Source organism: Neiella marina, from assembly GCF_002165625.1.
Taxonomy (GTDB): domain Bacteria; phylum Pseudomonadota; class Gammaproteobacteria; order Enterobacterales; family Neiellaceae; genus Neiella; species Neiella marina.
Genome location: NZ_NGNS01000015.1, coordinates 47,192 through 61,168 on the forward strand (window position 1 = coordinate 47,192; position 13,977 = coordinate 61,168).

At 50.3% G+C, this 13,977-nt stretch carries 11 protein-coding genes; 7 read left to right on the forward strand and 4 right to left on the reverse strand.

Annotated elements, in window-relative coordinates; genetic code table 11:
• Positions 1-9: 9 nt before the first annotated feature.
• Both CBE68_RS12135 and CBE68_RS12140 read left to right on the forward strand, forming a co-directional pair.
• Positions 10-1,944, forward strand: a complete 1,935-nt coding sequence (locus tag CBE68_RS12135; RefSeq protein ID WP_087506358.1) for an alkaline phosphatase — start codon at positions 10-12, stop codon at positions 1,942-1,944.
• 90 nt (positions 1,945-2,034) lie between these two features.
• Positions 2,035-2,844, forward strand: a complete 810-nt coding sequence (locus CBE68_RS12140) for a hypothetical protein (RefSeq protein WP_087506359.1) — start codon at positions 2,035-2,037, stop codon at positions 2,842-2,844.
• 23 nt (positions 2,845-2,867) lie between these two features.
• Here the strand turns inward: CBE68_RS12140 and CBE68_RS12145 are convergent, their stop codons facing one another.
• From CBE68_RS12145 to CBE68_RS12155, 3 genes are all read right to left on the reverse strand, one after another.
• A complete protein-coding gene (locus CBE68_RS12145) occupies positions 2,868-3,632 on the reverse strand; it encodes an alpha/beta fold hydrolase (protein WP_087506360.1) in 765 nt (254 codons plus the stop codon).
• On the reverse strand, positions 3,629-4,687 hold the full coding sequence (locus tag CBE68_RS12150; protein WP_087506361.1) for a DUF2817 domain-containing protein: 1,059 nt from the start codon (positions 4,685-4,687) through the stop codon (positions 3,629-3,631). Before CBE68_RS12150 ends, CBE68_RS12145 begins: the two co-directional genes overlap by 4 nt.
• Positions 4,688-4,879: 192 nt before the next feature.
• Entirely contained in the window at positions 4,880-6,658 is a 1,779-nt protein-coding gene (locus CBE68_RS12155; protein ID WP_188708292.1) for a polysaccharide lyase family 7 protein, read from the reverse strand.
• Between the two features lie 519 nt (positions 6,659-7,177).
• Between CBE68_RS12155 and CBE68_RS12160 the strand changes: the two genes are divergently transcribed.
• Positions 7,178-7,753, forward strand: coding sequence for a hypothetical protein (locus tag CBE68_RS12160; protein ID WP_087506362.1), 576 nt, complete (start codon positions 7,178-7,180; stop codon positions 7,751-7,753).
• Between the two features lie 51 nt (positions 7,754-7,804).
• Here CBE68_RS12160 and CBE68_RS12165 read toward each other — a convergent pair whose 3' ends face one another.
• Complete coding sequence (locus tag CBE68_RS12165; RefSeq protein WP_087506363.1) at positions 7,805-9,922, reverse strand: methyl-accepting chemotaxis protein; 2,118 nt, start codon at positions 9,920-9,922, stop codon at positions 7,805-7,807.
• A gap of 326 nt (positions 9,923-10,248) precedes the next feature.
• Here CBE68_RS12165 and CBE68_RS12170 point away from each other — a divergent pair, with 326 nt between their 5' ends.
• The 4 genes from CBE68_RS12170 (at position 10,249) to CBE68_RS12185 (ending at position 13,742) form a co-directional block, all read left to right on the forward strand.
• Positions 10,249-10,539, forward strand: a complete 291-nt coding sequence (locus CBE68_RS12170; RefSeq protein WP_087506364.1) for a BufA1 family periplasmic bufferin-type metallophore — start codon at positions 10,249-10,251, stop codon at positions 10,537-10,539.
• 17 nt (positions 10,540-10,556) lie between these two features.
• On the forward strand, positions 10,557-11,393 hold the full coding sequence (locus CBE68_RS12175; RefSeq protein ID WP_087506365.1) for a DUF692 domain-containing protein: 837 nt from the start codon (positions 10,557-10,559) through the stop codon (positions 11,391-11,393).
• Positions 11,393-11,959 (forward strand): HvfC/BufC N-terminal domain-containing protein, encoded by a 567-nt coding sequence (locus CBE68_RS12180; protein ID WP_087506366.1) that lies wholly within the window; start codon positions 11,393-11,395, stop codon positions 11,957-11,959. The genes CBE68_RS12175 and CBE68_RS12180 overlap by 1 nt, the downstream gene beginning before the upstream one ends.
• A gap of 70 nt (positions 11,960-12,029) precedes the next feature.
• A complete protein-coding gene (locus CBE68_RS12185; RefSeq protein WP_087506367.1) occupies positions 12,030-13,742 on the forward strand; it encodes a proline--tRNA ligase in 1,713 nt (570 codons plus the stop codon).
• The last annotated feature ends 235 nt before the right edge of the window (positions 13,743-13,977 follow it).

Below are 13,977 nucleotides of genomic sequence, written 5' to 3' on the forward strand. Positions count from 1 at the left end.
AGGATCCCAATGAATAAGTTAATTTTAAGTATCGCGGTTGCCTCTGCTCTGGCTTTAACAGGTTGTGATGGCGACGATGGTAAAGATGGCATTAACGGCACCAATGGTGCTGATGGTACACCGGGTATGGACGGCGCTCCTGGGCAAGATGGCTCAGACGGCGCGCCAGGCTCTGATGGCCTTGATTCACTGATCAATTCGATTGAACTCGCCGCTGGCCATGACATCTGTCTTGGTGGTGGTGTGCAATTCGACTCAGGCTTGGATGACAATGACAACGGCACCTTGGAAGCCGAAGAAATCGATGACACCAGCTATGCCTGTTTGCCATACGATCCGGTTTCTGAAGCTGTTGTCACCGTCGAAACCTTGAATAACCCTTGGTTTAAAGACGGTCAAGATTACATCGAGCAAGCATTGATGACGCCTTATGATGTTGCGCCAACGGCTACCACTCGAGCTTCGAGCACCACTTACGTTGCACCAACGACCACTCGCAAAGCGAAAAACGTGATTCTGTTTGTTGGTGATGGCATGGGCATTTCAACCGTTACCGCTGCTCGTATTCTCGAAGGCCAAATGAATGGTGGCATGGGTGAAGAGAACGTCTTGAGTTTCGGCAGCATGCCATTTGCTGGGCTTGCTAAAACTTACAATGTCGATGCCCAAACCCCAGACTCGGCAGGTACCATGACAGCCATGATGTCCGGTGTAAAAACTGACGTTGGGGTCATTGGCGTTGATGAGGACATTGTTCGCGGTGACTGTTCAACGGTCGCTGGCAACGAGTTGGTTACAGCATTAGAGCTGGCAGAAATTGCTGGTAAATCAACTGGGGTGATCTCGACTGCACGAATTACCCACGCGACCCCTGCGGCGACTTACGCTAAGTCGGCTGATCGTAACTGGGAAGATGTCTCTGATATGCCAACCGAAGCGGTTGATGCTGGCTGTGAAGACATTGCCTCGCAATTGGTTAACTTTGAAGCCAACCTCGAAGCGCGTTTCTCTGACCTTGATGTTGATGGTATCGAAGTTGTCATGGGCGGCGGTCGTCGTCACTTCTTGCCGAAAGATGCCAGCTTCAATAGCCCTGATGCTGTGAGCTCAACCGAAGGTGACCGCACCGATGGTCGCGATCTGACAGCGGAATGGCAGGCGACTTACCCACAAGGCACTTATGTTTACGACAAAATGGGCTTTGAATCAGTCAATACTGCAACTACCAGCAAGTTGTTCGGCCTGTTCAACGAATCGCACATGCAATATGAAGCTGACCGCAAAAACGACGTCGCTGGCGAGCCGTCTTTGCGTGATATGACAGCCAAAGCAATTGAAGTATTGGATAACAATGAAGAAGGTTTCTTCTTGATGGTTGAATCGGGTCGTATTGACCACGGTCACCACGCTGGCAATGCTTATACCGCATTAACTGACACCATTGAGTTTGCCGAAGCGGTCAAAGCGGCGATGGAGATGACCAACGATCAGGAAACTCTGATCATCGTCACCGCAGACCACAGCCATGTGTTTACCATTGCCGGTTATCCCAAACGCGGTAACCCAATCCTAGGTAAAGTCGTAGGTGTTGGCTCTGATACCCCTGCCGAAGCAGCTGATGGTATGCCATACACCACGTTGGGTTACACCAATGGTCGAGGCTTCATGAACTTAGGTAGTGATACCAATGCAGACGCAGGTTATGGCGTTGATATTAATGCTGGTCGTATGGATCTCAGCGATGTTGACACCACAACACCGGGCTATCACCAAGAAGCACTGGTGCCAATGAGCTCAGAAACTCACGCCGGTGAAGACGTGGGTATCTACGCCAGTGGTCCTGGAGCATCACTGGTTACCGGCACTAACGAGCAAAGCATCATTTTCCACGTCATGGATTATGCCGCAGAGCTGACGACCAACGCGGATCAGGTTGTCGAGTAACACAAGTAACTCTGGCTGCAAAAGCCGGTTCTAACGGTCAAGCGCATCGAGCCAGGGCTCGATGCGCTTTGTTAGTCTTTGGGAGACACAATGAACATTCGCAACATTCCTACCTCATTTTTCAGCGCTGCGTGTGGCACCAGCACCCTCTTGATTGGCGCCATCGCACTACTTTTTTGCGCCGCAGCAAATGCGACGCCAACGGCGGCAAAGCAGAGTTGTTCAATGAATCAACAACGTTTAAGTGCCGAATACACCCTGACTCGAAAATGGGATATTCGCAGCGCTCAGACCAAAAACCTGACGCTGTGGCGCAACGTTAGTGCTCATGCCAGCGAAGTCGCTTTGCAATATCCACAAGAAGCGATCACCGAAGTATGGTCTCGAGGAAACGATGGCCGCAGTCGTCCTGTTCGTTACTTCGATGATTACCAACGGGGCATTGAATACTTTCCGGACGAAGTGAAAGGCAGCGCCAGCGATCAAGTTTGGCAAAGCAAGTATCAATTGATCGATGATGCATTTCGCAAGCAAATGACATTAGTCAGTGAGGCTGGCGAAGGTTGCCTGCGCACCGAAACCTACGAACTTAAAAAACAGGGCAAGTTGTATCGTCTGGTATGGCAACCGGCATCACAACTGGTGGTGCTATATCAGGAAAAGGCCATGAGTCAGTTGTTCACTATTGAACTGCAGCAGACATCCGAAGATAGTGAGCAAATCGACCAATTCTTTGCGTCACGTCAGGCCTATCAAACCACGGATTATGCTGATGTTGGTGACAATGAAAGCGATCCCTTCTTGTTAAAAATGATGAAGTTGGGCTTTGTCCAGCACGGCTCTTCCGGCTTTTACAATGCCGATGGTAGCAAGCTTGGTGGCGGTAGCCACATTCATTAGCAAACCGGTCGAGCGAGCAATGCTCAATCTTTAGATTGTAGTTGTGCGACAAAATCGACCACTTTGCGCACCACCCAATCAGGTTGGTCAAGTGGTAAATCGTGACCAGCCTGAGGGTGGGTGACCTGGCGACAATGCCAAGCTCGAGCTATGGCCAGCGAACACTGCGGTGAAACCAACTGATCAGCAGCGCCAGACAGGATGACGATGTTGTCACAAGGAGGCCGAACCGGCCCCCGATAACTGGCAGCTGCTCGCAACTGGCGCAGGCTATTGAGCAAGGTTGGCTTTGCCGCCGAGGCATAGTTGCTCCAAAGCTGCGCTAACGCCTTGTCCTCGCTGTGCCTCAAGCTAGTCCAGCGCAACACCCAACGCTCTCGTTGCACTGGCGTTGCGGCAATCGCAACTCGCAGCGCGCTGCAATAAGCAGCGGGCCGCAAACGATGATAGAACCCGCTGAATCGACGCAAACTTGAATTCATCATGACAATCCCAGTCACTTCGTCTGGGTAGCTCTGCGCCCATTGGCAAGCGATCATTGCGCCCATGGATATAGTGACCAACACCAGTTGGTCGCCACATTGTAGCGGACTAATTTGAGACTTTAAGTCATCAACCATTGCTCTCATATTGGTGCCCGAAGCAGCATTGTTGCGAGCACCATTACCCGCTAGATCTGGGGTTTCAACAACGCTACGGGGGATCGCCTGTTGTAGTTTCTGCGGCCAGTCATTCCAATGTCGATGATCGCGCAGAATTCCGCGCAACAATACAATTCGTAACGTCATGTTCTTGCCTCGCCGTCATACCACAATTTTATTGCCGCTCGGGTGTCTTTATCGACCTGTTCGGGTTTGGTTTTCATCCAGTTTCGATGGCTCCTTGTGGCCATCATTAAAAAGTCCAACAGCGGGTAATGACGACGAAGTATTCGCGAGCGGCGGTGAGGCAACTCTGGGTGGAACAAGCCACGGTAACGCAACAGTTGCCGTGGATTCTTTTTCACCCACAACCAGGATCCCATTTCCAAAGTTAATGGCAAAAATGTTGCTTCGGGCTGCTGAATCAAACTGTTGTCGTACAACAAGTCCCAAACGTCACCATGGGTGGTGTAAGAATGGGCCTGAGGCTCAACTTGATACAAGGTGTGATTGGGAAACGTTTTAACGAATAAGCGATTGATTCGGTACATCACGTTCAAATCGCGGATCGGTTCAAATGCCCCAGCATACGGAAACCAAAGGCGATCTTTAAAACCGAAGCCACTGTGAACATCAAGGGTCAGATTAAACGGTCGGCCATTGATTTGCTCCTCCATGTAGCCGTGTAAAGCTTGTAGCTCCGGCTCCATTGGCGCATCTTTGGGCCCTCGATACCAAGGCAACATCCGGCTAATGCGATGCCCCCCGAGCAACATTGGTACTTTGCCCTTGGCTGCAATTGGCGCATTGCGCATGAGGTCAACACCATTGGGATTGCAACGGCTGTTATGATACATCCCCCCGGGATTTGCAATGGGGACAAATACCAGCTTCAGCCCCGCTAACTGGCAATCAATGGAATCATCCCAGCGCATCCGTTCAAGCAAACTGTGTAAATATGCAAGCAGCACTTGCGAGCCAATCCGCTCGACCCCATGAACGCCGCCAATCAAGCCAAGCATTGGCGCACCAGGAGCGTCGGAGCCTAACTCCAAAGCGTGAATAGGTAACTGAGTATCGGCGACGGATACTTGGGTAAGAACTTTCGAACGGACTCTAGCCCCAGCTCGAACCAGCAAATGCTCTAATTCAAACAGCTCAGGTAAATGGCGTTTCAGATTAAATAAGCGAGTTGAAGCCATGCGGCCCTCAACAAACCGAGTGATACCAAAAACTATAGCCAAGACAACGGCCTAACAGTGGCTGTCATAAATGTTTAATGAAGCATGCAATACAACTAGCTGTTCACAAGCTGCTGTCGTTTTGTACAGAAAAAAGCCAGCTTGCGCTGGCTTTGGAAGTCACTCGTCCATGATGTTACTCAGGCGCATGAACTATGGGTTATAGCCGGTGTGGGTGTTATCCAGCGCGTAGAAGGTGGCTTGCACATAATCGTTGCCATCACCAGTATTGTTCTGATTGTACACGCCCGCTTTGAAGTACATGTATTGGCTTGAATCATCATAGCCCGACGCTGACATATCAACCTGTTGCACGACATCCGCCTTGCCATCGCGCATGATGGTCACGGTCAGGGTATTGCCAACCACTCGGATTGAATAGCTAAACTGCTCATCAAGGGCAATACCGTCAACTGGGTTGCTGGCGCTGCTCGACCTGCTGCCAATCATCTCATAATACTGCTCGCTGCCAGTGCGTGGCTCGTGGGCAATGTAAATCGAACCCTTGGCGTTGTTCTTCAGTTTGCGATAGTAAATCCGCACTGGCTCATCATCATTAGCATGGATCTGGCCGATAATGACCCGCCCCTGCTGACTGCTATCACCCGTGGTAGTGACATGATTGACAGCCAGTGTCGCGGTCAACAAGCCATCAACACCACCAGCGGCATTTTGTGCTGATGAAGGCGCACTGCTAAAGACCCAGTTGTTGCCACCGACACCTTTGGTACTGTAGCTGGTGTCGCCACGGCGCAGCATTTCACGCAATTCTGAGCGCGTGTAGCTGGTATTGGTTGAGGTCTTCGGGGCATCAACCGGTGCTTTGAACACCATGCCACCATCGCTATCGGTATAGAACCAACTGCTGTGCTCATAACCACTGGATAATTCGATTTCCTTGATGGTATCTGATTTGCCATCGCCATCATTATCAACCGGCACGCCGAGGGTCCAATCGAGTAAGTCGAAATTGCCTGAAGGAGGTAGGTTTGGATCGAGATTGCCAGTAACCGGTGGGTCAACCGGCTCTTCGCCACCGCCTTGTTGCCAGTTACAACCATTGACTTGCACTTCGGTCAAACTGTTCCAAGTATTGGCCGAGTTGCCATAACCGGTATAACGAACATATCGAGCATTGGTGTCAGCTATAGCAAAGCTTTCCAGCGCCAACGAACTACCACCAGAATTGGCACTAGTCAGCAACGGCGTCCAGTTGCTGGCATCGCTCGATATTTCGAGGTCGAATGAAGCGCTGCGTTGATCGCCTTTGTAAAACGCCAATGACATTGCCGAGATATCGGCTGTACCGCCCAGATCCCAAACGATTTGCTTACCAACACCATTGTATGACCAGCGCGTGTTGAGATTATTATCGATAGTATTGGCAGGACCATTGCCATCATTACCGCCATCATCCGATGCGTTGGCAATACTTAGCACATCATTACATTTGCCTGCAGGCGGCTCGGTCGGGGTGCCTCCTTGGTCGATTAAAGCAAAGCTATCAAAGCGACCTTCTGCGCCATCATATTCGCCGTAAACCACGACCGATGAAGCGCTGCCAGATTGAAAATCGACGGTTACCAACTCAAAGTCAGAACCACCGCCTGTTGCCGAGTAATTGCTACCATCGACGATCACACCGATACGGCCAAAGCCTTTGATATAGGCTTGCAGCTGATAGCTAGTGCTGTCATTCACCGCTACGACTTGCTCAACGCTGCCGCCACTGCCGCTGATCTTGGCGGATTTCGAGCCGCTATGGGCAACACTCGACAGCGACGAAGGGTCGGAATCCACCCAACCGTCCCAACTGCTCTCAAATCCCGGATTAGTAATCGTTGCTGCCATCGCTTGTTGGGCAGCAAAGGCAAGCGCGAAGCTCGCAGCAATGGTAAGTTTTTTTGGAGCTGCTTGAATTCGTTGTTTCATTTAAGGGCCTTTTCAAACGGATTGTCGAATACGGTTTCCGCTGAGGGCTAAACATCCAAGTAAAAGCGCCCCACTGCTGTTGCGACCAACTGTCGCATTAACGCTTCACAACAAGCGCTATCTAAACCGTGCAGGCTATAAAAACACAGTAAAATCAAGCGTCAACCAAGCAACCTGTCTGACCAAAAAAGACTTATATTAATAATCTTATCAAATTAAATAGTGCGCTAAATTGCCTGACTAGGCTCTGGCACCAGCTGTTCCAGTTATGACCAATAACTAAAAATCGTAAACAGGGGTGATCTCTCCGAAGACGAAAAAAATTTGTTATGACCAAACAAATTTACCACCATCACAGAATCGCCAGACCAATCAATACCAATATCAAGCAATTGACTCAGTGGCGGTGTTTTTAATGATGTCATGCATCCAAGGTGGAGAATTTAGCGCGCGTCATCTAGTATCGAGTCGGCTGTATTGCCTCTTCGTTATTTGCCTCTTACTGACAAGGAAGAATTCGTGAAAACAAAGTTCGTTGCCATCATTATGGCGCTAATCATCATGCCATCCGCTTGGGCCATGCCGACACTTGACCAGCCGACATTGCAAGCTGTCCTCAATTTGATGGTCGATATGAATAAACTTTCCGAGCAGCACCCGGAGTGGGAAAGTGAAGAAAGCGAAGCCGACTTCTTTGCCGATGACGGCTCTGGCTTTATGACTCACCTGAAAAAAGTGGGTGCCTATGACACCGTCAACAAAGTCGCCATCAAGCACGGTTTTGACAATATTGAACAGGGGTTTGATACATTCCGGCGTGCAGCATTAGCCGGAATGAGCCTGCAATTCGAGGCCGTCGGGATGGACTTTGCTGAATTCCAGCAGTCGATCAAGCAACGGATCGAAATGATGCGACAAAATGGTGCTAGCGAAGATATGTTGGCAGAACAAGAGGCTCAGTTGGCCGAGTTTGGTTCCATTGCCAAAGCTCTCGAACAAGTGTCAGAAGCCGACCGAGCGGCAATGCTCAAACAGGCACAATGGTTTTTTAGTGAACTCGAACGAGCCGGTTTAGACGGTGGTATGAGCCAATAAATCTTTCTAACCATGGTCCGGGGGATCGCCATCCAGGCCATGGTTGTATCGCTATTTAGCTTTAAATTTAGCCAGCTGCGCATCCAACTCAACCACCACATCGTGCATCAAATGGCTAATATCCTCTACTTTACCTGCCATTGAGGCGATTTCCCTGCCGGAGTCGCCAATAGCCGAGACGTTGCGATTAATATCTTCGGTGACATGACTTTGCTGTTCGGCCGCGGTAGCAACTTGCGCGGCATTGTCATTGATGCCGGTGATCATACCGGTCATTTGCTCCATCCCCTGATAACTGCGTTCTGTCTCTTCCACAGTGACGATGACTCGCTCCTTACCCCGATTTATTTGCTCTACGGTTTTGGTGACTTCCTGCTGTAATCCTTGAATCAGGTTGTTGATCTCTTCGGTTGAATCTTGAGTTCGACCGGCTAGATTCCTCACTTCGTCGGCAACCACAGCAAAACCGCGTCCCTGCTCGCCCGCCCTCGCCGCCTCAATTGCAGCATTGAGAGCCAGTAAGTTGGTCTGCTCGGCAATGCCTCTAATCGTATCGAGAATGCCGGAAATCTCGTTGCTTCGTTCAGCGACTTGTGAAATGCGCACACCCGCTTCATCCATGTCGTCTGACACTGCCTTAATTTCACTGACCGTTTGGCCAAATGATGAATGGGTTTGCTCAAGTACCGCGCCGGCACTATTCGATTCGTCCGATGTACTTTGAGCTAAAGCAGAGACCTCCTGCGCAGTAGTGGACATCTCATGAACTGCCGCAGCAACCGTTTCGGTATCGGAAAACTGCTGCTGCGCTGCGGTACTTGACGATTTTGCTGAGCTGGCAAGTTCCGCTGATTGCTGGCGCAGATTTTCTGCATGGCTTTGCATCGCGACGATCATATCGCGCAGCTTGCCAGTAAACGCATTGAATCCCGCAGCCATATCAATCAGTTCTTTGTGCTGTTCAATTTCCAGCGTTAATGTCAGATCGCCTTCGGCACCAGACAAATAGCTAAAGCGACGGCTCATTGCCGATAGCGGACGAATAAAGCTGTTGATTATGAATGCCACTAAAGCCACCGCTAACACAGTGCTGATTACGGTAAAAATCACCATCTTCCACATAGTGTTATTAAACGCATCAGTGAGATCTTGCTGAAATACCAATGACTCTTGCAGGGCAATATCTTTTGCTAGTCTGAACACCAGTAACCATTGTGAATTGACACTATCCACTTGGATCGGCGCGGTCGTAATGTAGAACTCGTCGGTTTCGATCAGGCCAATGCCGCCGGAGTTGAGAGCCTCTGCAAGCCCAGCATCGGTAGCTGCCAATGGTTTGCCGAGCGCTTCTGGGTAGCGACTAGAAGCAGCGATCAACTTGAGACCGCTCACCAACATCATGTCGCCTTTGCCGTTCATCAACTCACTCGCAACTTGAGAAATTTGCTGTTGTATCACCGGCAGGTTAATGTCAACGCCAACGAGGCCACGAAAACTACCACCAGCATTGACCGGCCATGACAACGACGTCATCAGCTCTTCCAAACCCGGCGATATTTCGTATAGGTAAGGCTCAAGTAAGCAGGGTTTAAGCGAATCTCGGCTACATAAATACCATTCTGATTCTCGTATACCGAACTCATCTCGCTCCGACAGGTACTTTTCATCGGGATCATCAACCGCTTCATAAACAAGCTGAGTACCATCCCGATACCAGTACACTTCCAACGCACCATCACGGCTGCTGTGGCTCGGTTGATTGACGTTGGCAAAATCTCGATTGTCGTAGCCATTGGGCTCGAATTGAGCATAGATTGAACTGACCTCTGGATGGGCGGATAACACATGCTCAGCCAATGATTTAACTTGTTGTCTTGCGAGCGGATCACCACCAGCATGACTCGATGTATTGCTCAGCACGGTGGCAACGGTTTTGGGGATATCAAAGGAGCGATTGATGTAGCCGGCCACCTCTTCTGCAGCCCCCTGCGTTGCGAACCGCATTGTGCTAACGACTTGTCTCTCCATGGTTTCAGCGGCAGCAGCACTGGAAGCCTCACCGGTCGCCTGCAGTGACTGATTGACCATTAACCCCAAGATACCTTGGGTCACCAGAAGAATCAGCGAAATCATTAACAATAATTTGCGACGTAACGACCAAGCAGCCATAGCGCTCTCCAAGCTAATATCAGGCAAACGTTGAAGTCCGACATTGCTCTCGCCCGCTAGCGCTCACTCGAGTTTCAATCGGCATCAATCATTGAGCTTAGTCAGAAGCACAAAGTGACGCTTAGTTTTGTTAGAAATTAAGCGTTAGTGTGGTGGTTGTCACAGCATTCTGAGCCACCAAATAGCCAAATTAAATCCATCGCCATTTCAACAAGATGGTGAGAGTGTTGAAATTTTGTGCAATAAATTCGCTGCTTTGCGGCTCTTTATTGGTAGCAGGTCCGTGCATCACTGCCATTGTCTTTGTCACCCAATCGGAGAAAGAAATGAAAACCAATGAATTGATTCAAGCGGGCCTTGTCAGCCTTAGTACACTTGCCTTGTGTTCTGTCAGTCTCAGCGCCAATGCGGTGCCCGACCAGCCCAAACAATGGGAGAAATGTGCCGGTATCGCCAAAGCTGGTATGAACGACTGTGGCGCCTTAGACGGCTCCCACAAATGTGCAGGCCAAGCCAAAACCGACAACATGGATACCGAGTGGGTCTATGTCCCTCTTGGTACTTGTGAAAAAATTACCGGCGGCGTAGTCGCTAAGGTCAAACCGGCGAAGAGTTAAACCAACAGCAACTAGCCATGACGCTAAATCGCATTAATGGTGTGGGGCTCGGTTTGCGAGCGCCACACCTGCACCAAGTGTTACGTCAACGACCAAAGGTCGATTGGTTTGAAGCTCATTCGTGCAATTATTTGGGATTTGGCCCGGCGCGAAACTTGCTGCTCGCCATTGCCGAACACTATCCCATCAGTCTTCACGGCGTTAGCCTCAACCTCGGCAGTACCGATCCGCTCGATAATCAGTACATCCGCACGTTGAAGATGCTGGCCGATGATAGCCAAGCACTAATGGTGTCCGATCACATTTGTTTCACCGCACTCGATGGCCACCACTTTCACGACCTGTTGCCGATACCATTTCACCCACAATCGTTGAATCATTTGGTCAGTCGAGTCCAACATACTCAAGATATCTTGCAGCGACCATTGCTGTTGGAAAATGCCACCCGCTACTTTCAACACCCGCAACAGACCATGTCCGGAGGCGAATTTCTAACGCAGCTATGCCAACGCAGCGGCTGTCAATTACTGTTTGATATCAGCAATGCATTCATCAATGATCACAACGGTATGACCCTCCTGAGTGAACTATTAGATGAGCTGCCGTTAGAGCACATTACCGAGCTGCATCTGGGTGGCTACCGTCAAGGCCCGTGGGGATTGGTGGATACGCATGATACCCAAGTATCGGATTCAGTGTGGCAACTTTACCAGCAACAGTTCCGGTTTGCCGGTATCCCGCTGTTAATCGAGTGGGATAGCGAACTGCCTGAGCTAGATGAGTTGCTTTTGCAGTACCATCGGGCACAGCGCCAATTCCAGCAATTGTGTTTAGCTCCGACAGGGTTGGTCTGATGCCTAGCAATCATTACCACCAGCAACTGACAGCGATTGCCCAAGGTATCACCTCGATAGAGGAGCAGCAGAACCAACCGAAGGGCCATCTGTCGCAGTATCAAAACAACTATGCACAAAGCCACCAAAGCGCCCTTTTTACAACCTACCCAGTGACATGCCAACTGCTTGGTTTTGATATCTTTGCTGCGCTGGCAAAGGTCTATTGCCAACATTTCCCGCCAACACATTGGGACATCAATCATTACGGCGACGACTTTGCCGCATTGATTGCCAGCCAATCGAAAAGCGCCAAAGCCAAGGCATTCGATTGGCTCGCCATTGCCGCGGTAGCGCGCTTTGAGCGCTTGCTCTCAGTCATTTATTACCCAGCATTGGCAGAGCAAAGCGCCGAGCAACAAGTTCCTGTGGCGATGACGACATTGATTGAACGTGTTGATCCACAACTGCAGCTGTTACGCAGCTGCCATCGATACCTTAGAATCGACCCATCGCTAACGCTTAACTCCAACTGGCGCCTGATCAGTCGAGGGTTTCAGTTGCTGTTATTGCCGCTTACACCGTAAAGCTCTACAACTCGCCGCCATGCGCTGCTAAACTATCGCTCCTTTGCCAGTCTGACGAGATTTTGTTGCCATGCGCACCAGTCAATATCTGTTATCTACTCTTAAAGAAACACCTGCCGATGCAGAGGTGATCAGCCACCAGCTGATGCTGCGCGCGGGTATGATCCGTAAAGTTGCTGCCGGCCTTTATAACTGGTTGCCAAGCGGCTTGCGCGTGCTGCGCAAAGTCGAGCAAGTGGTTCGCGAAGAAATGAATCGCGCCGGTGCTGTTGAAGTGCTGATGCCAGTTGTACAGCCTGCCGACCTGTGGGAAGAATCAGGTCGTTGGGAAGATTACGGCCCTGAGCTATGCCGCTTGAAAGATCGCCATGAGCGACCATTTGTGTTGGGCCCGACTCACGAGGAAGTGATCACCGCTTTGGTTCGCAATGAAGTGGCAAGCTACAAACAACTGCCGCTTAACTTGTACCAAATTCAGACCAAATTCCGTGATGAAATTCGCCCTCGCTTCGGGGTTATGCGTGGCCGTGAATTCACCATGAAAGATGCCTACTCGTTCCACTTGAGCCAAGAATGTCTGGAGCAAACTTATCAAACCATGTTTGATGCCTACTGCCGGATCTTCGAGCGCTTAGGTCTAGATTACCGCCCTGTTATTGCCGACACAGGCTCGATTGGCGGTAGTGCCAGTCATGAGTTTCATGTTTTAGCTGACAGTGGTGAAGATGATATCGCTTTCTCTGACGGTTCAGATTACGCCGCCAACGTCGAAATGGCCGAAGCAGTCAGCACTACCGAACGCCCAGAAGCTAGCGAAGCGTTGACCGAGTTTGATACTCCGAATGCCAAAACGATTGCTGACCTTGCCGAGCAATTTGGTATTAAAGCTGAAAACAGCATCAAGACGCTGATTGTTAAAGCAGCTGAAGACAGCGAATACGAGCTGGTAGCGCTACTGGTTCGAGGCGATCATGAACTCAATGAAATCAAAGCTGAAAAACTAACAGCTGTTGCAACACCGCTGCAGTTTGCTTCAGACGAGGAAATCAAAGCAGCTGTTGGCGCCCTGCCAGGCTCACTTGGCCCGGTGAAACTACCACTGCCAGTATTCGCCGATAGAGCAGTTGCGGCAATGGCTGATTTTGTCGCTGGCGCCAATGTTGATGGCAAGCACTACAAAGGCATCAACTGGGGCCGTGATTTGGCAGAGCCAGAAGTTGCTGATTTACGCAATGTACAAGCGGGCGATCCAAGCCCTTGTGGACAAGGTCAACTGGATATCAAGCGCGGCATTGAGGTTGGACACATTTTCCAATTGGGTGACAAGTACTCACAAGCAATGAACGCAGGTGTGTTAGGCGAAACCGGCAAACACCAGATCATGACGATGGGTTGCTATGGTATCGGTGTATCTCGCATCGTTGCTGCTGCTATTGAGCAAAACCATGATGATCGCGGCATCATCTGGCCAGATGCTTTGGCTCCTTTCCAGGTGGTGATCATTCCGATGAACATGCACAAATCTCATCGCGTCAAGGAAGTTGCCGACAAGCTGTATGCTGATCTGCAAGCTGCAGGCATTGATGTACTGTTCGATGATCGCAAAGAGCGTCCAGGTGTGATGTTCAATGACATGGAGCTGGTTGGTATACCTCACACCATCATCATTGGTGAGCGAGGTTTGGACAAGCAAGTGGTGGAATATAAGAACCGCCGCGACGGCGAGAAGCACGAAGTTGCAATCGACGGCGCCGTTGCCCATATCCAGTCTGCACTGTCTTAATCAACGGCTAGAGACTGCAATAGCTAACGCCACCTTCGGGTGGCGTTTTTGTTATCTGACACTTCCCTGCGCAATTCAAAGTATCCGGATTAAAGCTGCATCAAACTGCGGGAAACAGCTGCACCAAGCAGCCCATATCAAAGACGCCGAGAAATCGTCCCTGCTGCAGAGACTTTGGTATAGCCGACTGGATTCCGGTCTAATTAGTTCAGGCGCTTCGAGCGTTCCGGAAACA

Excerpts from the sequence above, each read along its gene's own strand:
- CBE68_RS12135 (WP_087506358.1), top strand. The coding sequence starts at position 10 with ATGAATAAGTTAATTTTAAGTATCGCGGTTGCCTCTGCTCTGGCTTTA.
- CBE68_RS12140 (WP_087506359.1), top strand. The coding sequence starts at position 2,035 with ATGAACATTCGCAACATTCCTACCTCATTTTTCAGCGCTGCGTGTGGC.
- CBE68_RS12145 (WP_087506360.1), bottom strand. The coding sequence starts at position 3,632 with ATGACGTTACGAATTGTATTGTTGCGCGGAATTCTGCGCGATCATCGA.
- CBE68_RS12150 (WP_087506361.1), bottom strand. The coding sequence starts at position 4,687 with ATGGCTTCAACTCGCTTATTTAATCTGAAACGCCATTTACCTGAGCTG.
- CBE68_RS12155 (WP_188708292.1), bottom strand. The coding sequence starts at position 6,658 with ATGAAACAACGAATTCAAGCAGCTCCAAAAAAACTTACCATTGCTGCG.
- CBE68_RS12165 (WP_087506363.1), bottom strand. The coding sequence starts at position 9,922 with ATGGCTGCTTGGTCGTTACGTCGCAAATTATTGTTAATGATTTCGCTG.
- CBE68_RS12170 (WP_087506364.1), top strand. The coding sequence starts at position 10,249 with ATGAAAACCAATGAATTGATTCAAGCGGGCCTTGTCAGCCTTAGTACA.
- CBE68_RS12175 (WP_087506365.1), top strand. The coding sequence starts at position 10,557 with ATGACGCTAAATCGCATTAATGGTGTGGGGCTCGGTTTGCGAGCGCCA.
- CBE68_RS12180 (WP_087506366.1), top strand. The coding sequence starts at position 11,393 with ATGCCTAGCAATCATTACCACCAGCAACTGACAGCGATTGCCCAAGGT.
- CBE68_RS12185 (WP_087506367.1), top strand. The coding sequence starts at position 12,030 with ATGCGCACCAGTCAATATCTGTTATCTACTCTTAAAGAAACACCTGCC.